The 19,327-nt window shown below is 57.1% G+C and carries 14 protein-coding genes; 9 read left to right on the forward strand and 5 right to left on the reverse strand.

Annotated elements, in window-relative coordinates:
• Positions 1–57: 57 nt before the first annotated feature.
• On the forward strand, positions 58–576 hold the full coding sequence (locus tag HZB23_12690) for a hypothetical protein (protein ID MBI5845513.1): 519 nt from the start codon (positions 58–60) through the stop codon (positions 574–576).
• A 266-nt stretch (positions 577–842) separates the two neighbouring features.
• On the opposite strand, the gene HZB23_12695 is transcribed toward HZB23_12690, so the two are convergent.
• The 5 genes from HZB23_12695 to HZB23_12715 all read right to left on the reverse strand — a co-directional run bounded on the left by HZB23_12695 (position 843) and on the right by HZB23_12715 (position 7,253).
• A complete protein-coding gene (locus tag HZB23_12695; protein MBI5845514.1) occupies positions 843–2,837 on the reverse strand; it encodes an SDR family oxidoreductase in 1,995 nt (664 codons plus the stop codon).
• A gap of 243 nt (positions 2,838–3,080) precedes the next feature.
• A complete protein-coding gene (gene dctP / locus HZB23_12700) occupies positions 3,081–4,472 on the reverse strand; it encodes a TRAP transporter substrate-binding protein DctP (GenBank protein MBI5845515.1) in 1,392 nt (463 codons plus the stop codon).
• Positions 4,473–4,693: 221 nt separating this feature from the next.
• Positions 4,694–5,170, reverse strand: a complete 477-nt coding sequence (locus HZB23_12705) for a hypothetical protein (protein ID MBI5845516.1) — start codon at positions 5,168–5,170, stop codon at positions 4,694–4,696.
• The gene (locus HZB23_12710) at positions 5,167–6,441 is read right to left on the reverse strand and encodes a response regulator (protein ID MBI5845517.1); all 1,275 of its coding nucleotides are present in this window, start codon (positions 6,439–6,441) and stop codon (positions 5,167–5,169) included. The genes HZB23_12705 and HZB23_12710 overlap by 4 nt, the downstream gene beginning before the upstream one ends.
• On the reverse strand, positions 6,438–7,253 hold the full coding sequence (locus tag HZB23_12715; protein MBI5845518.1) for a response regulator: 816 nt from the start codon (positions 7,251–7,253) through the stop codon (positions 6,438–6,440). The genes HZB23_12710 and HZB23_12715 overlap by 4 nt, the downstream gene beginning before the upstream one ends.
• Before the next feature lie 265 nt (positions 7,254–7,518).
• On the opposite strand from HZB23_12715, the gene HZB23_12720 reads away from it, so the two are divergent.
• From HZB23_12720 to HZB23_12755, 8 genes are all read left to right on the forward strand, one after another.
• Positions 7,519–10,563 (forward strand): PAS domain-containing protein, encoded by a 3,045-nt coding sequence (locus tag HZB23_12720; GenBank protein MBI5845519.1) that lies wholly within the window; start codon positions 7,519–7,521, stop codon positions 10,561–10,563.
• A gap of 47 nt (positions 10,564–10,610) precedes the next feature.
• Positions 10,611–11,981, forward strand: a complete 1,371-nt coding sequence (locus tag HZB23_12725) for a sigma-54-dependent Fis family transcriptional regulator (GenBank protein MBI5845520.1) — start codon at positions 10,611–10,613, stop codon at positions 11,979–11,981.
• A 379-nt stretch (positions 11,982–12,360) separates the two neighbouring features.
• Entirely contained in the window at positions 12,361–13,413 is a 1,053-nt protein-coding gene (locus HZB23_12730) for a HAMP domain-containing histidine kinase (protein ID MBI5845521.1), read from the forward strand.
• Between the two features lie 261 nt (positions 13,414–13,674).
• Positions 13,675–14,820, forward strand: a complete 1,146-nt coding sequence (locus HZB23_12735) for a response regulator (protein MBI5845522.1) — start codon at positions 13,675–13,677, stop codon at positions 14,818–14,820.
• Positions 14,821–14,895: 75 nt separating this feature from the next.
• Complete coding sequence (locus HZB23_12740; GenBank protein MBI5845523.1) at positions 14,896–15,297, forward strand: PilZ domain-containing protein; 402 nt, start codon at positions 14,896–14,898, stop codon at positions 15,295–15,297.
• 443 nt (positions 15,298–15,740) lie between these two features.
• Complete coding sequence (locus HZB23_12745) at positions 15,741–18,152, forward strand: HAMP domain-containing protein (GenBank protein MBI5845524.1); 2,412 nt, start codon at positions 15,741–15,743, stop codon at positions 18,150–18,152.
• A gap of 219 nt (positions 18,153–18,371) precedes the next feature.
• Positions 18,372–18,875, forward strand: coding sequence for a chemotaxis protein CheW (locus HZB23_12750; GenBank protein MBI5845525.1), 504 nt, complete (start codon positions 18,372–18,374; stop codon positions 18,873–18,875).
• Positions 18,876–18,954: 79 nt separating this feature from the next.
• Positions 18,955–19,308 carry a response regulator gene (locus HZB23_12755; GenBank protein ID MBI5845526.1) on the forward strand — a complete coding sequence of 118 codons (354 nt, stop codon included), beginning with the start codon at positions 18,955–18,957 and terminating at the stop codon, positions 19,306–19,308.
• Positions 19,309–19,327 lie beyond the last annotated feature (19 nt).

Here is a 19,327-nt window from a genome sequence, read left to right on the forward strand (position 1 = left end):
AATGAAGGCGGATTAACAATATCCCGTCTTCAGCCGCCGATTTGAAAGGAGTATCCAATGAAGAGGATGTCGCTGATACCGGCCCTGCTGGCGCTTTCGTTGATCGCCACGGGCTGCGCCGGGGCTTTTAAGGACTACGGGCAGGTGAGGGCCAGCCGTGAGGCGACGGACATGTTCGAGGGCGGGCGGCTTCCGGCTGACCACCGCTATTACTACGTCGGCCCCGGTTCCGAACCCGACGCCATTATCGGCATAGCGCCCGGCTACACCCTTAAAAGCCGCCTGTGGAAACCCGTGGACCTAAATGACGCCACCCTTTCGGCTTTGATTCGCACAATGACCCGAGGCCTTTCAAGTGGAACGGCTATCTGGGGCGCGACCCTCATGGACAAGGACGGCAGGCAGGTGGGCGTCTGGTACTCGCCGGGTGAAACCACAACGCTCCGGGTGACAGAAAAAGGCGAGGTCTTCGTCAACCCGCCCCGGCCTTCCATACTGGACGAGGGCATCTCCCCCTTTTCCCCCATGAACCGCGAACTCTACGCGCCGGAGTTGCCTCGCGTCCCGAATCGTTAGGATGCCCGGCCTCGATTACCGGGCCTCTTGTGCTGTCGCACCCCGGCAACGAGAAAGCCTGGGCCACCCAAGGGATAGTCAATCGACGGGTGATCTTTTCTTTCGCCTTTGCCTTTTCTCCCCCATAAATTCCGGCTTGGAATAAACGGCGTAAAAGCGATGAGATGCAAGGAAGCGGGGGGCGGGCGGGGAGGCCGCGTACCCCAAGGTACGCAACGACCCGCCCGACCCCCGCTGACACCGCAGCTCGCGCTTTTAGCCGTTTATTACCAGTGGACGCCGCGCATGAGTGTGGCAAACATAACCGCTTCGGCTGATGGAACGGCGTCCTTGGCGTCCTTGTCGCCGGATGCCGCCTTGGAATCCGGGAACAGGTGGTAGCTGGTGTTCTGGATGATGTCGCCCACCTTGGGAAGCAGGGTGTTGACGGCCTGCCCGAAAATCCCCAGGCGGGTGGCTATGCGCTTGGGCTTTTCCACTATGGCCTGGCAGATCATTTCAGCCGCGTCGTCGGCCTTTAAGGTCGGTACGTGCTCGTAGAACTTGGTGGGCCCTATCATGGGAGTGCGCACCAGGGGCATGTTGATGATGGTGAAATAGACGTTTTTATCAAGGAATTCCGGTTGGGCGATGCGGGTGAAGGCTTCCAGGGCGGATTTCGAGGCCACGTAGGCGGAAAAACGCGGCGGCTGTACCTGCACACCGATGGAGGAGATGTTGATGATGTGGCCCCTCTGGTTTTCCGCCATCTTGGGAAGGAAGCCAAGAATGAGTTTGAGGGCCCCGTAGAAATTGACCTGCATGCAGCGCTCGTAGTCGTGGAAGCGGTTGTAGGAAAGGGCTATGGAGCGTCGGATGGAGCGGCCCGCGTTGTTGATGAGGATGTCCACCGATCCCTGCTCTTTCAGAACCCTCTCCACCAGGCTTTCGCACGAGTTGATATCGGAAAGGTCAGCCGGGTAGATGAAGGCCTTGCCGCCCTTTTCCTCGATTTCGGCCTTGGTTTCCTCCAGGTGGGAAAGGGTGCGGGCCACCAGGAGGACCTTGCCGCCCGCCGCCGCCACCTTGAGGGCCGTGGCCTTTCCGATGCCCGATGACGCCCCGGTGATGAGAATCACCCGGTCCTTGACAGCGCCTTTCAAGGAGCGGTCCTTGAATAGGTCGGGGTCAAGATTGCGCTCCCAGTAGTCCCAGAGGCGGAAGCCGTAGTCTTCCAGGGCCGGGCAGGCGATCCCCGAACCCTTGAGTTCCTTTATGGTGTCCTGGCAGTCGAACTTGGTGGGATAGTAAAAATAGGAAAGCATGTGCCGGGGCACGGCGATATCCGCCAAAATGGCGTCTATTATCCTGTGGGTGGGCGGAAGGCTCGCTATTCCCTGGATGAGCCAGCGGGGGATGAGCTTGAAGAACTGGGCGTCTATGCGCATGGTGAAAAGGGGTGAGTGGGCCGCCTTGGCGAAAAGGTTCATGAGCTCGCCAACCCGAAGCGGGGCCGGGTCGGTGAGGTGGAAGCAGCGCCCGTCGAGGTCCGGCTTGTGGGCCAGAAAATCCATGGCGTTGGCCACGTAATCCACGGGCACGATGTTGATGCGCGAGCCTTCGAGGCCAACAAGGGGAACCCAGCGGGGTATGGTGTCCCGGAGTTTCTGAAGGAACTTGAAAAGGTAGTAGGGCCCGTCGATCTTGTCTATCTCGCCGGTCGTGGAGTGGCCCACCACGATTCCTGGGCGGTAGATTCTGTAAGGAATTGAGCATTCCTTTCGCACCACGCCCTCGGACATATGTTTCGTGCGGAAATAGGGCTGTTCGTAGTTCGTGGCCTGCTCGAACATGTCCTCCCGCCACACCCCCTTGTAAAGCCCGGCTGCCGCGATGGAACTCACGTGGTGGAAACAGCCCGCGCCGATGGCCTCGGCAAGTTTCACCGCCTGCCGGGTGCCGTTGACGTTGGTTTGTTCCTGGATGGCCTCGTCTTTCAGGGTCATGTCATAGATGGCGGCCAGATGAAAGAAGTGGTCGATCTTGCCCTTCATCTTCGCAAGGGCCGGCCCCGACACCCCCAGTTTCGGCTTGGTGATGTCCCCGGACACCGGCACCAGGCGTTCGGACGCGCCCTGCCACCATTGTTTCGCAAGGCCTTCCAGCTTGGCCTTGCTGCCTTTGCGGACAAGAATATAGACGGTGGCTTCGGGGCGGGCGAGGAGGTTTTTGACCAGGTACTTTCCGATAAAGCCTGTGGCGCCCGTGACAAAATAATTCATGGGATGCTCCTTTGGGGGTGGGGTGGGATGACGGGGGAAGGTGAAAAGAAATACGACGCGTAATATGAAACAATTTTCAGGGGTCTTAAGTCAATAGTTGTTATCGGGATGTAAAAAAAAGTGAAATTTTTTTCCGCAGGAAGGGCAGGGCGAAGGCCCTGGGCCAAGGCGGGAATAAAAAAGGGGGAAGCCCTTTTACGTCTAAAGGCTTCCCCCCAAGGCTTGGGCAAAAAATTTACCCGATTATTTGATTACACCCATGTGGCGAAGGAGTCTTTTGTCTACGGAGCCCGTTTCGGCAAGGCCCTTCTGCTTCTGGTATTTCATGACGGCCTCCCTGGTGTTGGGCCCTATTATTCCGTCAACGTCATCATCGTAAAGGCCCATGCCTTTCAGCATTTTCTGGACCTCGAAAATCTGGCGCTTGCGCTCCTCCCAGGCTGAGAGCTTCTGGCCAGGGGCAGACGCTGCAACCTCCGCCTTCGCCTCGCCTCCGGCTTTTTTTTGCGCTTCGACGGTCGCTGCGTGGGCCTTGGCGATTTCCGCCGCGTGAGCCTTGTCCGCTACTTCAGCCCGTTCGGGCTTCGGAACCGAGGCCTTTACTGTGGCGGGCTTTCCCTTGCGGTAGGAATCGAGATAGCGGCGGACTTCCTTTAAAAGCTCAACCGGGTACATGTTGCCGCTCATGTCGTCGTAGACCTTCATGGCCCTTTTTTGAATGACAGCCATGGCGGCAGGCGTGGGCGTCACCTTCTGTACGCCGTAATCCAGCATGGCCTTTAAGCAGCGCTCGTTGTCGCGGCGGATATCCGAGCAGTAACGCTTCTGGATGTCGCCCTGCTCGTCCATGAGCTTGTCCTGGTACTTTTCGGGGATCGCATCCCAGGCCGCGTTGGTCAGAACCACCGTGGCGGGGGAGTAGCGGATTTTCATAGTGTTGACGTATTTATCGATCGTGTAAAGCTGGCTTCCCACCTGCCAGATGGCCGGTGCGATGTTGGTGTCGATGATGCCGGCGCGCTTGGACGCCGGAGCGTCCGTAACGGCCAGGGGTACCGGGCTTGCGCCAAGGGCCCTCAGCATGGTGGCTTCCTGGGGACCGTACCATGTTAAAATCCGGGCGGCCTTGAAGTCCTCCAGCTTGTCGAACCTGTACTTGGTGGAATAGAAAAGGTCGAAGTCCTGGTCTATCCACAAAAAGAGCTTGTAGCCGCTTTCGGTGAAGTAATAGTCGAAGGTGGCGAACATCATGGAGCGGATGTAATCGACCTCATCGTAATTGTTGAAGAGGAAGGGAAGGCCCACAACCGAAAATTCGGGGCAGGCCTTGGTGGAACCCTGGCCTGAAAGACCTGCGCCCTGGAGCTGGCCCACCCTCATCTTGCGCAGGTAGTCGTCGTCGTTACCCATGACGCCGCCCCAGAACACCTTTATGGCGACGGTGTCGTTGGTTCCGCGCTGGAGCCAGGGGTTTATGTATTTCTGGAAGGAAACCGCCCAGCCGAGGTCCTTGGGGGCCAGGGTGGCTATCTTGAGTGCCGTTTTTGCGGCCTGGGCCTCTGGAACGGCCGCGACCGAGAAGGCCAGGGCCAGAATCATCACCAATGGGATGCACAGCGGTTTTATGGTTCTCATCAATCCTCCTTTTTGATTTTCGGAAAACGTGGAACTGCCGTGATGATTCAAGTTATTAAGCGGAGCATGGTTCTTTTCCATTTTTTAAGGAATCCGGCAAAGGGAAGAAAAGCGTGGGGCTTCTTCCCCCGTCTTTTTCGGGAAAACGAAAAATGGAAAAAATTGCGCTCCCAGTAATATCAGAATATTGCGCCCGTTGAAAGACGAATGTTAGCATAACGTCAGTCGTCGTAATCGTATTTTTTCCTGTCCTTTCCCTTTTTCTTTCCTTTTCCGTGGTCATCGTCGTCATGGCCTTTTTTGGCCTGGCCCGGCGGATACTTGGCCTTGTGGCTGTCGTGTTCGATGTAGGGCTTGTCAGAGTCCATCTCTATGAAGACCACACTTCCGAGCCTTCCGGAATAGTCGCCGGGCAGGCGGGTCGAGAATTTCCACGAACCGCTGAAAAAGTAGAAATAAAGGTCCCTGTCGGAGTCGAAATAGACGCTTGCGTCCGGATAATACCTGTAGCGGTACTTGGCCCGCCTTCCGTGGGCCGGGGCGTGATCCGGGGGGCCGCCCTTTTTGGTGACTGCGGGTTCCCTCTTTTGGGGCGGCGGAGCCCCGCCCGTAACTTCCACACTTCGCACGGGATAACATCCGAAGGAGATGATGCAGGAAGCTGCAAGCGCCAAAAGAAGGCCTTGATTTATCTTCATTTTTCGTTCTCCTTGTTTTTGACGGATGTAACGGACGGAACCTCTGCCGGTCTCGGCTGGAACATTTTCTGGATGTTCCTGAATTTTTCCTCGCAGGCGAGAAAGGCTTCCACGATCATGGGGTCGAAGTGTTTGCCCGCCTGCTCCTGTATGAAGGTTTTGGCGGTTTCGTGGGAATAGGGCTCCTTGTGGGGCCGCTTGTTGACCAGAGCGTCGTAAACGTCGCAAAGGGCCGCGATCCTGCCGGAAAGAGGTATTGCCGCGCCCTTCAGGCCCTGGGGATATCCTGAACCGTCGAATTTTTCATGATGGGTGAAGGCGATTTCTGCGGCCATGCGCAGGTAGTCCGCGTTGGGGTCCCAGGACGCCGCGTCGTTCAGGGCGTCGCGCCCCGCCATGCAATGCCTTGTCACCAGTTCGAACTCGGTTTCGTTGAGGCGCCCGGGCTTTAAAAGCACGCTCTCAGGCACGTGGACCTTGCCTATGTCGTGGAGGACGCTTGTGAGAAAGATGTTTTCCGTGAAAAGCTGGTCTATCACGTCCGGAGGGGAGGGCATGGCTGCAAGCGCGCCGGTGATGGTTAGGGCGAAAAAGCGGAAGCGCTCCAGGTGGTTCGCCGTATCGGGATCGCGCGATTCCACCAGCTTGGCCATGGAAAAGATGACGCCCTCCCTTGACTGGATGGAAAGGATTCTCGCGCCCGCCGCCACTCGCACGTAAAGCTCGTCGTCGGTGAAGGGCTTGGCCAGAAACTCGTCGGCCCCGGCGTTTCGGCCTTCAAGGATGTCTTCGGGGTTGTCCCGCACCGTGACCAGGACCAGGTAGGTATATCGGCTCCCCTCGGCCTCGCGTATGTTCCGGCAGAGGGTCAGGCCGTCCATGCCCGGCATCATCCAGTCCGTAACCACCATCCGTACCCGGTTTTTTTTCCATATCTCCCATGCCTCGGCCCCGTCGCCCGCAAGGATCACCTGATGGCCCATGCGCAAAAGGGCCTGCTCTGTGCGGGTTCTGCCTATGGGCTCGTCGTCGGCCAGAAGAATCTTCAGGGGCGCGGTCTTCGAGGCCCTGGCGGGCGGAGGCGATTTCTCCCGGCGCTTGAAAAGCTCCTGTTCAAAGCGCTCGACAATTTCTGAGTCGGGCAGGCTGCCAAGCTCTTCCAGAAACACTTGGCGCAGCCTGGCCACCGTTGGCTCCTTTTCGGCGGCGACGAACTGCAGAAGTTCGAGCTTCATGCCGGAAAGGGGCGGGCTTTCAATGGCGTTTTTCATTTTTCATCCATGATGAGGTTCAAATTGCGTACATGTTCCCCAAAACCTGCAAGGCTTTGCCTGAGTTCAAGGATCAATTCCCCGAACGAATTACTTCTTCCTTCCGAGGCGGCCCTTTCAAGCGCGGCAGCCGCCTTGGAGAGCCGGGCCGCAGCCAGGGTAACGCCTGCGCCCCTTATGGAATGGGCCTCGTGGATCATGGCGGCCAGGTCCTCCGCCCTGTTGGCTTTCTCGATGATGGAAATCTGCGTCGCCGCATTTTTCAGGAAGGTTGACACGAGCCTGACCAGAAGCTCCCGGTCGTTGCCGAACTGAACAAGGGCTTTTGAAAGGTCGAAGACGGCCTCCCCTCCCTGGGCGTCCGGCCCGCAGCACTCCGGAATCCGTCCGCAGCCTTGATCAATTTTGGTCCATTCGGCCAGTTTGGTCAAGAGATCGGAGTAATCGACGGGCTTTTTGATGCAATTGTCGAAACCGGCCCGAATGGCCCTTTCGCAGAAATCGGTTTCGGGATGGGCCGTAATGCAGGCTATGGAAATCCTTGCCTGCCCTTCAACCGGATTTTTTTCCTCCGCATCCCTGATGGCCCGGACCGCCTCCATGCCTCCCATGACGGGCATTTCGGCGTCCATGAGCACGCAAGCGTAGCGCTTTTTCAAAAACGCCTCAACGGCCTGCCGCCCGTTTTCGGCTGTGTCAACCGAGTAACCGGACGATTCCAGGATTTCCCTGGTCAGCATGAGGTTGACTGGGTTGTCGTCGGCAACGAGTATGGGAATCGGCCCGCCTGTTTTCACCAGCCGTCCTTTCAAGGCGATTTTTCCCGCACTTCTGTGCGCAGACCTTCACGGGCTGCACAACATGAAATTATAGCCCATGAATTCGCCGGTTGCTTCAAAAATACTTATGGGGTATTCTTTTGTCGCTGCAAGAGGTGCTGAAATTTATTATAACATCAGTAAGATATAAGTTAAAAGCGATTTTTTTCACGGTGGTTTGACTGGTACCCGTATCAAGGCTTTCGGTACACGGCCATTTTGGCGATTTGGCGCATCGGTTGTTTGGGGGTCGGGCTTAATGGCGAAGATACTGGTTGCGGACAGGGATACCGGCGATGCCTTGTCCCTGGCGGCAAAAATCGAAAAGCTGGGGCATCGGGTGTTGTCAGTGGCCGGGTCTGCCGCACAGGCCCTGGAGGACATGGCAAGGCTCAACCCCGATCTTCTTTTTTGGGATGTGTCCCTCACCGATGAAAAGGAAGGCCCGGACCTGGCCGGTGTGCTGAACCGGGCGGGCGGGGCGGCCATGATCCTGACCGGCGCTCCTGCAAGGGGCAAAATTGCCCAACGGGGTAAAAACGGATCCCCTTGTTCCTTTCTGGCCAAGCCTGTTTACAAGCAGAACCTGAAACAGGCCATAGGAGCGGCCCTGGCCGAAAGGGAAAGGGAAACCCTTCTTCAAAACAGCCTCAGGCTGAATTCATTGCTTCTTGACAGCCTGCCGTATCCGGCCCTTTTGATAAATCAGCAGCGAGTGATCATAAAGGCCAATAAGGCGGCGCGTCTGATTGGCGCTTCCGAGGGCGCCGCCTGCTGGAAGATTTTTTCAAAAAATGAAATTCCTGCTGAAATCTTCTCCCCATGCTGCGGAGTGACAGAAAGGCCCCAGGAACCAGCCCGTTGCGACTTTTGCCGATTGGACGAAGTTTTGAAGACAGGACAGCCGACAAGTAATGAGTCGGTTGAACTGGATGCAAAAGTTTATGATTTTTTCTGGATTCCGGTGGATGGTGGAAACCTGATTCTGCATTACGCAGTGGATGTGACCAGGCGGGTGCGCAACCAGGAGGAGCTTTCCTGGGAACTGGCCGTCAACAATACCCTTTGCCGTCTTACAGAGCCCATTATCAGCGTTTCGTCCGATCTGGATGCCGTGGCCGACATGGTGCTGGCCGAGGCCATATCCCTTACGGCGAGCAGGAGCGGGTATATTCTTGAATATGGCTTGGGCGATATGGTGAAGGTTTTATGCAGCATCAACGATGATGTCTCTGCAGCCGGGGGCCTTTACGGGGATTTCTGCCTTCTGAACAACGATGAAACGGATGGATCTGACGAACAGTCCGACCCGCCGCCTTCCGGCCACACACCCTCCTGTTATTCCGATGCATATGCCGACCCGTTCGTTGACTTCCAGGGCGCCCCTGGCAGGACATTGTCGGTGCCGGTGAAAATGGGAACTGAGGCAATAGGCCGGATAATCCTTGCAGGCAGGAGGGATGAATACCGGGCCAGGGATTTCCAGGCCGCCCACGAGCTGGCTTCAATGTATGCACTGGCCGTCCAGAGGCGCAGGTGCGAGGACGCACTTGCCAAGAGCCGGCAGGAACTGGAGCAAAAGGTTTCCGAGCGGACTCACGAGCTTTTGGAGGCCAACCGGAATCTCACCCGCGAAATTGAGGAACGGAAACGGATGGAAGGCGTTCTCATGCAGCTCGCCCACACCGTTTCCTCATCCGGGGGGGACGAGATTTTCCCGATGCTGGCCGCAAACATCGCGGATATCCTCAAAGTCGATTTCGCCATGATCGGCGAGCTTTCCGAGGACCGTCAGGAAAGGGTCCGAACGATAGCGGTCATGTCGGGCGGCGAGAAGATGGACAACTTCGAATACGCGCTCGCCGGAACCCCCTGCGCCTACGTGGCGGGTAAAAATCTCTGCCTGTACCCGGATGGCGTGGCCGGTCTCTTTCCCGAAGACACCATGCTGAAGCAGATGAACATAGAAGGTTACGGCGGCATACCCCTGTTCGATTCCACGGGCCGCCTGTTCGGCATACTGGCCGTAATGGACACCAAGCCCTTTTCCGACACCAGCTTCTTGGTTTCCATGCTGAGGGTCTTCGGAATAAGGGCCGCCGCCGAGTTGGAGCGCCGGAACAGCGAGGAGCGAGTACGAACCAGCAGGAGAATGCTCCAGACCATTTTCGACGGAATCCCTGAGCCCCTCCTGATGTTTTCCCAGGACCTGGCCGTCCACATGCTGAATCGTCCGGCTGCCGCCTATTTCCAGACAAGCAACGCGGGCGCGGTGGGCCGGAAATGCTACGAGGCCTTCATGGGCAGGGACATCCCCTGCGAAGGATGCGGCATAATAAAGGCTATCGAGGAGGGGGCCTCGTACCGGTTCGAGCGCAAGAGCCCCCATGATCCCGACCGGCTTGAAAAAGTGATAATCTATCCCATAAACTCCGAAGCGTCCGACTCCGAGCGTTTCATAGTGCGCATAAGGGACATTACGGAGGAAAAACTTCTCCAGCGCCAGTTGATTCAAAGCGAGAAACTAACCACCCTGGGGCTGCTGGTTTCGGGAATAGCCCATGAAATCAACAACCCCAACAGCTTCATCACCTTCAACATCCCCATAATGCAGGATTACGTGAACGCCATCATGCCCATCGCCGACGCCCACTTTGAGGATTTGCATGATGCGGAGCTTTTCGGAATGAGCTACCCTGAGTTCAGGGAAGATCTTTTTCGCCTGCTGGAAAACATCAAGCACGGCTCGGATCGCATCAACGCAATCGTAAAGAAGCTCAAAAGTTTCGTCAAAATGGATTCCGTGGAGGAGAAAGCCTGGTTCGCTCCCCAGTCGGTCATTGAAAAGGGCGTCAACATGGTCAGAACCCAGGTCAACAAGAAGATCAGAATAATCACCATGGACATGGAAGAGGACATGCCGCTGGTTTACAGCAACCCCATGGTGGTGGAGCAGGTTCTCATCAACCTCCTTCTGAACGCCTCCCACGCCGCCGACAAGGCCGACTCGTGGGTGAAGATTTCGGCCTCGGTGCGAAAGGGCGGGCAGGACATCCTTTCCATTGAGGTAAGGGACAACGGCTGCGGAATGGAGCCGGAGGTCAAAAGGAAGCTGTTCAGGCCATTTTTCACCAGCCATTCGGCGGGAGACGGAACCGGGCTCGGCCTTTACATCACCAAGAACCTCATAGAGGGCCTTGGCGGCAACATAGAAGTGGAGAGCACCCCCGGCCTCGGAAGCACCTTTCAGATCAGCATGCCGGTAACGCCAAGGCGGAAAACCACGGAGCAGGCGGCGGGCTGAAGGCCCCGGCCCGGCGCAGGCCGGCTTCACGAAAGGCATCGATACCCATGACCGATTCAATTTTGGTGGTCGACGACGAACCGCACTTCCTGGACACCATCAAAAGGGGCCTGTCCTTGGCCGGTTTTCGGGACGTGGCCACCGAGAGCAACCCGGTTGCCGCCCTGGCCCGCCTGGAAGATGGCGAAAAGGCCGACCTGGTTCTTTTGGATGTAAGTATGCCGGAGATGGACGGGTTGACCCTTCTTTCCCGGATCAGGAACCTGTGCCCCGACACCGAATGCATAATGGTCACGGCCATCAACGACACCCGGATAGCGGTGGACTGCATAAGGAGGGGGGCCTACGACTACCTGTTAAAGCCCGTGAGTCGGGAGGACCTGGTTTTCGCCGTCAACAGGGCACTGGAGCGCAAGCGCCTCCTTGCCGTCTACAGCATGGGAAAGGCCGGTGACGACGTAAGGGACGACCTGCCGGAAGCCTTCGACCCCATTGTCACGCGCTCCCCGGCCCTGATACGGGTGCTCCGGGAGGCCTGCCTGCACGCCGGGAGCAATGTCCAAAGCCTGATCACGGGCGAAAGCGGCACCGGAAAGGAACTCCTGGCCAGGGCCATGCACCAGGCGAGCCTGAGAAGCGACATGCCCTTCACCGCCATCAACATGGCCTCCCTGGCTCCCACCCTTTTCGATGCGGAATTTTTCGGGCACACGCGCGGGGCATTTACCGGAGCCCAGTCCGAACGCAAGGGCTACCTGGAAACCACCCACCGGGGGACCCTCTTTCTGGACGAGATAGGCCATCTTCCCCTGGAACTCCAAGGGAAGCTCCTCAGGGTCTTCCAGGAAGGCGAATACATGAAGCTCGGCACCAGCCGGGTCATGAAGGCCGATATCCGCTTCATAGCCGCCACCAACGCAGACCTTACAGCCCTGGTGGAGTCGGGCCAGTTCAGGAAGGACCTCTACTACCGTCTCAAGGGGGCCTGGCTCAACCTGCCGTCCCTGCGGGAGCGAAGGGAGGATATACCGCTTCTGGTTTCGGATTTCATGGCTAAAAAAAGCGGCGGGGAAGGAAGGGCGGGGATCACCCAGGAGGCCATGAACCTTCTTATGGCTTACGATTTTCCGGGAAACGTGCGGGAGCTTCAGTCCATCGTAGCCTCGGCCATGAACCTGGCCCGGAAGGGAGACATAACGGCCCAGTGCATTCCGGCCTACGTGCACGAAAGCGCCAGGGTCGCCCCAACGCCCTGCCGCCCGGTTGCGGGCAAGGCAGAAAGCCTTTTTGCGGTGGAAAAAAACCACATCGTTTCAGTGTTCGAATCAACCGGGCGCAACAAGATGCAGACCGCCCGCATCCTCGACATAGGGCTCAACACCCTTAGGAGGAAACTCAAAACCTACGGCCTCGACTAGCAGCCCACCGAAAAACGCGATTTGCGGTGTTGCACTTCAAAGCCAATTCCGTCACGTACATTAAGTACGCTTACTCATTGTTTTTTCGTGCGCCTTGCGACTCATCGTTTTTCGGTGGGCTTTACTTCCAGCCTTTTTCAACAGGCTGATAGGCTTTACGGGCGATGCCGTTTTGGACCGTATCAAAACGGCACGGCATCGTATTGGAATGGCAGGCTTTCTGTTTTGGCCTGAGGCAGCCGACAGATTCAACCGCACCCCAGGGATAAAACGGGGCCCCATTATTATTGGCACGGTGCTTGCTGATATCGGGCTAAATGGACCGCCCTGAATTCCTTCAGGGCCTCAAAGTTCCGGATAGGTTGTGAAGGAGCCGTTAATGAATGTCCTTATTGTTGATGACGAAAAGGTCCAGATCGAGACCCTTCGCCGTGGTCTTCGGAGCAAGGGGCACAGCGTTTTCTCCGCGCTTTCGGCGGAAGAGGCCATGGTTCGCCTGGAAGAAAAGTCCTCGGAGATTGATTTCGTCATCACCGACTATCTTCTGGACGGAGACGACGGCCTGTCCCTTTTGCGGAAAATTCGGGAAAAATACGGAAAGCTGCCGGTCATAATGATGACCGCCTACGGCGAAAAAAAGGTGCTGATCGACGCCTTGCGCAACGGCTGCAACGGTTTCCTGGAAAAGCCCTTCACCCTTGACGACCTTTCCGCCGAACTGGCCCGCGTACAGATGAGCGTTATCCAGAACACGCCCAGCTACCGCATTGAGGAAATCCTGCCCTATCTGGTCCACCAGGTCAACAATCCCCTAAACGCCATCATGGCCTCGGCCTATCTTGCCATGAACAAGCCGTATGAGAAGGATGCGCTCAAGGTTTACATGGAGCACATCATTTCAGCCATCAACAGCATCAAGGACATAAACAAGAAGATCGGCCTCTTGAGCCGCCCAGCCGAGGAATACCTGGAAAAGGTGGACCTCTATGCCCTGGTGGAAAGCTGTGCGCGGATGTTCGATGAGCTTCTTGTATTGAAGGGCGTTTCCTTCGAGGGCGTGGAAGCCGCAGAGGGTGAATATTTTGTGAAAGGCAACGCCTTCGAGCTTGAGCAGGTTTTCAAGAATCTCATCCTGAACGCCATCGATTCCATGGACGGCTGCGTCAAAAAGGTTCTCGGCATAAGCCTGGGCCCCGGCGACGAAGCGGGCCTGGCAAAGGCCGTGATACGCGACACCGGATCGGGGATCGGGCAGGAGAACCTTGACAAAATCTTCAATCAGTATTTTACCACAAAGGAGCAGGGCACGGGCCTAGGCCTCCACGTGGTTAAAAGCATAGTGGAAAAACACCGTGGCAGGGTCTCGGTGGAAAGCGCTTTGAACAGGGGAACCGATTTTTCGGTGGTACTGCCGCTGGCTGAGCCCGGTTGATCTTGCAACAGCCTGCCTGAAAGCTGTATACTTAAAGTTGCGTGAGAAATGAGCCGATTTGCATGCGGGTGGGACAACCCGCTTGAATAGGTGTTTCCGCGCATTTTCGGTGTCTGTTTTCATCCGGCCATAGCGGTCAGCCGTTACAATCGGGCCAGCGGAGCCTCCCTCTGACCGGGAAACGAAAGGCCGCCCTGGCGCAGGGGCCATCCTGGGCGCCCGGCCCGGGGCTTTTTTCGATCCCCCCAAAGGAAACGGTTAATGGACAACGTGCTCATCGCGGAAGACGAGTCACGGTTCCTGTATTTTCTCGAAGAGGCCCTTGAGGAGTTTTCCGACCGGTTCAGGGTCCTTACCGCAGGCAACGGCCTGGAAGCCCTGGCCGTCCTGGAATCGAAGTCCGTTTCCGTTCTCGTCACCGATCTAAACATGCCGCGCATGGACGGCTTCACCCTTCTGTCCCACGTCAACGAACGTTACCCCGACCTTCCCATAATAGTGATGACGGGCTACGACCGGCCCGAAATACGCGCGAAACTCCCCAAGGATTTGGTTTCCTTCCTGGAAAAGCCCTTTTCTCCCGACAAGCTGGCCAACGCCATCATAGCAGCCCTGGCCAGGGATGCGCCGGAGGGAGCGGTAAAGGGCATAAGCCTGCCCAGCTTTTTGCAGCTCATAGGCATGGAGCAGAAAACCTGCCTGATGGAGGTAAGCTCCAAGGGCCAGCCTCCGGGGATTCTCTATTTTGAAAAGGGTGTTCCCTTCGACGCGGTTTTCGGCCCGCTCACCGGCCAGGAGGCTGCCCTGAAGGTCATCGGCCTGGAAAATCCGGGGATCAAATTTTTGAAGCCGCCGTCCAAGAAGGTGAAGAGGCGCATTTCATCAAGCCTGGCCAACCTTGTCATGGACGCCACAAGGGCCAAGGACGAGTTTGAGACCGATCTCGTTGGCGGGGACGAGGCGGTGTCCCGAAGCTGGGGCAACGGCCTTTCGGAAGGCGGCGAGCCGGACCTTTTTTCCGAAGACGAACAGGACGAGGATTCCGGGACTCACGACGAGCTTGCCAGGGGGCTCTCGGAAATGGCGGGTTGCCTTGCCGTGGCGGTCCTGGACGGGTCAGGGAGCCTGAAGGGCTCATTTGCGGGCGATTCGGGCATAGACATGAAAGGCCTCGCCTCAGCCGCATCCGACTGCATCATGGCGTCACAGAACGTCGCCCGCGCCTTGAACGCTCCCGGCGAGACCGAACTTTTCATAAGGCTTCCGGGCGATTTTCCGGCGGTGGCGGCGGTTCCGGTCGGCAGGGATTCCGATCTTACCCTGGTGGTCATTCTCGCTTTTGGGGTGGATGAAAAAGCGTTCCTGGGCCAATTCAGGGCAAGGGCCGGGGAACTGGCGGGCCTTTAAAAACATCATCCGAACGGGGCGGCCTCCGCACCGGCTTCTGATACGGGCTTTAAAAAAAATCACGGAGACAACCACATGACACAGGAGCCTTACGTTTCCGACCAGCGCAGGTATCCGCGAATACCCAAGGAAATCAAGGTGGAGGTGCAGCATCTCACGTATCCGCTCCCCAAAAATTCCGCAGCCACCGCAAAGAGCAAGGATATCAGCAGGGCCGGAATCTGTTTTTCCTCGGAATCGCCCTTTGAGCCAAAAAGCGTTTTAAGCTTGAAGATCAACCTTCAGGGCCTCGAAGGCTACAAGCGGCCCCATTCCAGGCTGGTGGACCTTTCGGAGGCACAGCCCTTGAGCGTCATCGGCGAGGTGGCCTGGTGCAAAAAATCTTCGGATGGCGCGAGTTTCGATGTGGGCATCCAATTCGTAAACGTTTACGAAGACGACGAACGCGCCCTGGCCCGGTATCTAAAGGATACGTGAGTAGCCTTTTCGATTTTGGAGTCTTTCCCCTGGGGCGGACCGGCGGTCCGCCCCTTTTTTGCGCCCGCAGTTTTCCGACCGTCCCGCCTTCCGGTTTGTCATGGTATGCCTAATTCTCACCATTCCAAAATGGCATGGGCCAATTTGGATAGCGCCCCTTTTTGGACATCCCTCCCGCCCATCCCCGTACCGCCCCTCTCCCTGCCGGGGGAAATCGGGGCCGCATCTGTGCACAATTTGTTTTATGCTGTTTTTACAATATGTTGAAAGCCTTTTTCGCATGTTGCCCTGTTTTTCCGGTTTCTGGCACGAGGCTTGCTAAGTTTTGCCTTGAGCAGGTTGTGTCTCGGAAACGAGGGTGGGCGTTCGCGGCTTTTCCGCCCCTATGGCGAAAGTCACGCGACGCCGGTTATTAATCAAACCGGAAAGGAAGGGGTGGAAAGATGCTATTCAAGAACGCGAGTCTTCGAACCAAGCTGATCGGCGGATTCGTTGCGGTTGCGGTTATTCTGGCGATGGTTGCGGGCGTTTATCAATACGCCCTAAGCAAGACAACCGGCGACCTTCTGGAATTGAACGATCATGAACAAAACATCCGCTACAACGCCGTCAAGATTCTTGCCGACACCCTGTTCATGCGAGTCAATACCAACATTTATCTTCAGACCAAGAACATCGCATCATCCGATACAGGCATGGCAAGATTGACCGTTGTCGAGGAAACCCTCAAGAACCTGAAGCCGGTTATCGAAGCCGCCAAGGCCACCGGTATGGAAGCGGATCTCGAGCCTCTGCGTAAAACGGCTGAGGAAAACCTTATAGCCTACCACAGGGATTGGCTGGCCCTGGTCGAACTTTACAAAAAACAGGGCGTAAATGAAAAAGAGGGTATCCAGGGCATCATGGTCCAGGCAGGGCGCGACATTGAAGCCGGCATCACGGGCACGGGCAGTCTTACAGCGGTATCGGGCACTGCAGGAGAGTTGAAGGCACAATCCCTGCTCCTGCAAATGCGCAGGCATGAGAAAAACTACATGTTGCGCAAACTGGTTGGTGTTACCGATGTGGAAGTTTTAAAGTACATCGAAATGGTTCACGACTTGGCGAAAAAGTTTTCAGCAGCGGTCTCGGAAAGCGGAATTCCCCAGGACAGGGCAATTGCCGTAAAGAAGGCCCTTGCCGATTACGAGAAGGCCCTGGATGATTTCGTGGCAATGGACAAGTCCATCGACGAACTCGTTGTAATTCTGCGCGGTTACTACGGCAAGGCTGACCCCGCCCTCAACGACATGGTCAAGGCGTCTGAAGAGCAGGTCACAAAGTCTGCAGAAGGCGCACGCAAAGACGCCAGAGGACTGTCGGTCCTTGCAGGCTCGATGGCCGTAATCGGCCTTGTGGTCACCATCCTCCTCATCATCCTGGTTACGGGCATCGTCCGCCTGGTGGTGAAGATTTCGGACATCATCCGGGAAGTGGCCCAGGAGCGCGACTTCACCGTGAAGATTCCGGTGGAGTCCGAGGATGAAATCGGCAGCATGGCAGAAGAAATGAACACCCTGATCGAGATGCTGGACACCTCCCTGGGAGTCGTGGACAAGAGCGCCGCCGACGTCAAGGCCCATGCCGCCGACGTGGCCCAAAGAGCCGCCGCCAACAGGGACCGCGCAGCCAAGGAAGCGGACCGCGCCCAGGAAGTGCAGAACACGGTTTCCGAAATGGGCCAGACAGCAGGCGAGGTTGCAGGAAGCTCCCAGGCCCAGAAAGTGGCAGCCGAGGAGTCCATGAAGAGCATCGAGGGCCTTGCGAAGGTTCTCGCCGAGGTGGTTGAAACCTCCAAGATTCAGACCGCTGAAGCAAACGTCGCCACCGACCGCGTGAACGACATGGGTGAGACGGGCGGCAAGGTCGTGGCCACCGCCCAGAAGCAGGGCCAGGAAGTGGGTAACGCGTCCAAGGCGGTGAGCGAGATCGAAGTGGCCGTCAACGAGCTCACCAACGCGGCGTCCCGCGCCATCAAGCACGGCCAGGACGTTCTGGACGCAGCCAACGTGGGCAGGGAATCGGTCAATGCCACCGTTGAAGGCATGAAGTCCATTTCCGAGTCATCCAGCCAGATTTCGGAAATCATCCAGGTCATCACGGAAATCGCAGAGAAAACAGACCTTCTGGCCCTTAACGCAGCCATCGAGGCAGCCCGCGCAGGCGCGCACGGCAAGGGCTTCGCGGTGGTCGCCGATGAAGTCGGCAAGTTGGCCCAGCGGTCTTCCGAAGCGGCCAAGGAAATCACCTCCCTCATCAAGAACTCCGCCGTGCGCGTCGACCAGGGCTCCCAGCTCTCCGACCGTTCCGCCGCAGCCCTTGCAAGAATCGCCGAAGGCGGCAAGGTCAACATGGAAGCCATCGTGGAAATGGGCAACGTCGCCGAGCGCCTTGCGGCAGGCACCCGGAAGGTTAACGCCATGATGCAGGATTTGAACAAGCTGGCCCAGGAGATCGGAACCATGGCAGGCGCCCAGGGCGACCGCCGCAAGGCCGCCGAAGCAGCCTTGGCCAACCTGGTGCAGAAGGCCAAGCTGGTCTTCGACCTTTCCTCCAAAATGGACGCTGCGGCAAGCGCGGTTTCCAGGGAAATGCAGGGCATCGTCTCCCGCACCGGCCAGATGGAGCAATTGACGTCCATGCAGGCCCAGCGCTCCAGAAAACTCGTCAGCCTTTCCAACGAGTCCCTTGACGCCGCCCGCCAGACGGTGCAGGGAGCGGGCAACGTCGTGAAAATCACCGGCGAGCTCCAGGAACTGTCCGAGGGTCTCACCGCCCAGGTCGACCAGTTCAAGGTGTCGGCCAAGAAGAAGTAGGATGCTTGAAACAGGCTTTGCGGTGGAGCTTTGTCCTCCCGGCGGACCCACCGCACAGACCGGCTTGGGCCGGTTGCAAGGCGCTCCCTTCGGAGATCGCCCCCCTCGAAGGGAGCGCCTTTTTCAAGCCAATATGCCTGCCGTCTTCATGGCGGTTGATCGAAAAGAACATCTCGCCATCAGGGAGAAGCCATAATGGAGCGTTCATACGCTGACGACATGATGGAAGCCGTGGAAAAGGAAAAGGATCAGCTTCTTCAGCTGGTCGGTTTCATGATCGGCAAGGAGCATTTCGGAGTGAATATCCTGATGGTGCAGGAAATCATCCGTTCGGCCTTCATCACCACGGTTCCCAACGCGCCCGATTTCATCGAGGGCGTCATCAACCTTCGCGGCAACATCATTCCGGTCATAGACCTAAGGAAGCGCCTCAACCTCAAGAAGGACGACGGCGTGAGGGAAGACAACACCCGGATACTCATAATAAACGTAAGCGGCAGGGTTACGGGCTTCGTGGTGGACGCGGTTTCCAAGGTCCTCAAAATCCTGGCCTCCACCATCAAGCCGCCACCGGACATCGTGGTGGCGGGGCTAAAGAGCAAGTACATAGAAGGCGTCTGCGAGATTGACAACAGGCTGGTTATTTTGCTTGATTTCAACAAGATTCTCCAGATCAAGGAAATGGCCAACCTGAAAAAGTTCGGCGACGAAGCCCCGGCCTGACCAGGGCGTTTTTGAATATCCTTTTTGGAGTCGGCCTAAGGCCGGCAAGTGAACGAATCGAGTAAGAAAGGGCCGGTAAATGGGCAAGCGCGTACTTGTGGTGGATGATTCATCCATGATGAGGAAAATGATCACGAAAACCCTGACTGACGGCGGCCACTCCGTTGTCGGGGACGCCAAGAACGGCCTGGAGGCCGTCGCCCTTTACAAGTCCTTGAAGCCCGACGTCGTGACCATGGACATAACCATGCGCGAGATGGACGGTTTCGCTGCGGCGCGGGAAATACTGGCCCATGACGCAAACGCGCGGATCATTTTTCTTTCCAACCTGGAAGAGGACAAGTACAGGCAGGAGGTCGAAAAAATAGGGGCCAGGGCCTTCGTGAGCAAGCACGCTGCGGAGAAGATCCTCACCGTTATTGAAACCCTGTGAAGGCGGAGAGGGTCCCTTA

The sequence above is a fragment of the Deltaproteobacteria bacterium genome (assembly GCA_016235345.1).
GTDB lineage: Bacteria > Desulfobacterota > Desulfobacteria > Desulfobacterales > Desulfatibacillaceae > JACRLG01.

Excerpts from the sequence above, each read along its gene's own strand:
- HZB23_12690 (MBI5845513.1), top strand. The coding sequence starts at position 58 with ATGAAGAGGATGTCGCTGATACCGGCCCTGCTGGCGCTTTCGTTGATC.
- HZB23_12695 (MBI5845514.1), bottom strand. The coding sequence starts at position 2,837 with ATGAATTATTTTGTCACGGGCGCCACAGGCTTTATCGGAAAGTACCTG.
- dctP (MBI5845515.1), bottom strand. The coding sequence starts at position 4,472 with ATGAGAACCATAAAACCGCTGTGCATCCCATTGGTGATGATTCTGGCC.
- HZB23_12705 (MBI5845516.1), bottom strand. The coding sequence starts at position 5,170 with ATGAAGATAAATCAAGGCCTTCTTTTGGCGCTTGCAGCTTCCTGCATC.
- HZB23_12710 (MBI5845517.1), bottom strand. The coding sequence starts at position 6,441 with ATGAAAAACGCCATTGAAAGCCCGCCCCTTTCCGGCATGAAGCTCGAA.
- HZB23_12720 (MBI5845519.1), top strand. The coding sequence starts at position 7,519 with ATGGCGAAGATACTGGTTGCGGACAGGGATACCGGCGATGCCTTGTCC.
- HZB23_12725 (MBI5845520.1), top strand. The coding sequence starts at position 10,611 with ATGACCGATTCAATTTTGGTGGTCGACGACGAACCGCACTTCCTGGAC.
- HZB23_12730 (MBI5845521.1), top strand. The coding sequence starts at position 12,361 with ATGAATGTCCTTATTGTTGATGACGAAAAGGTCCAGATCGAGACCCTT.
- HZB23_12735 (MBI5845522.1), top strand. The coding sequence starts at position 13,675 with ATGGACAACGTGCTCATCGCGGAAGACGAGTCACGGTTCCTGTATTTT.
- HZB23_12740 (MBI5845523.1), top strand. The coding sequence starts at position 14,896 with ATGACACAGGAGCCTTACGTTTCCGACCAGCGCAGGTATCCGCGAATA.
- HZB23_12745 (MBI5845524.1), top strand. The coding sequence starts at position 15,741 with ATGCTATTCAAGAACGCGAGTCTTCGAACCAAGCTGATCGGCGGATTC.
- HZB23_12750 (MBI5845525.1), top strand. The coding sequence starts at position 18,372 with ATGATGGAAGCCGTGGAAAAGGAAAAGGATCAGCTTCTTCAGCTGGTC.
- HZB23_12755 (MBI5845526.1), top strand. The coding sequence starts at position 18,955 with ATGGGCAAGCGCGTACTTGTGGTGGATGATTCATCCATGATGAGGAAA.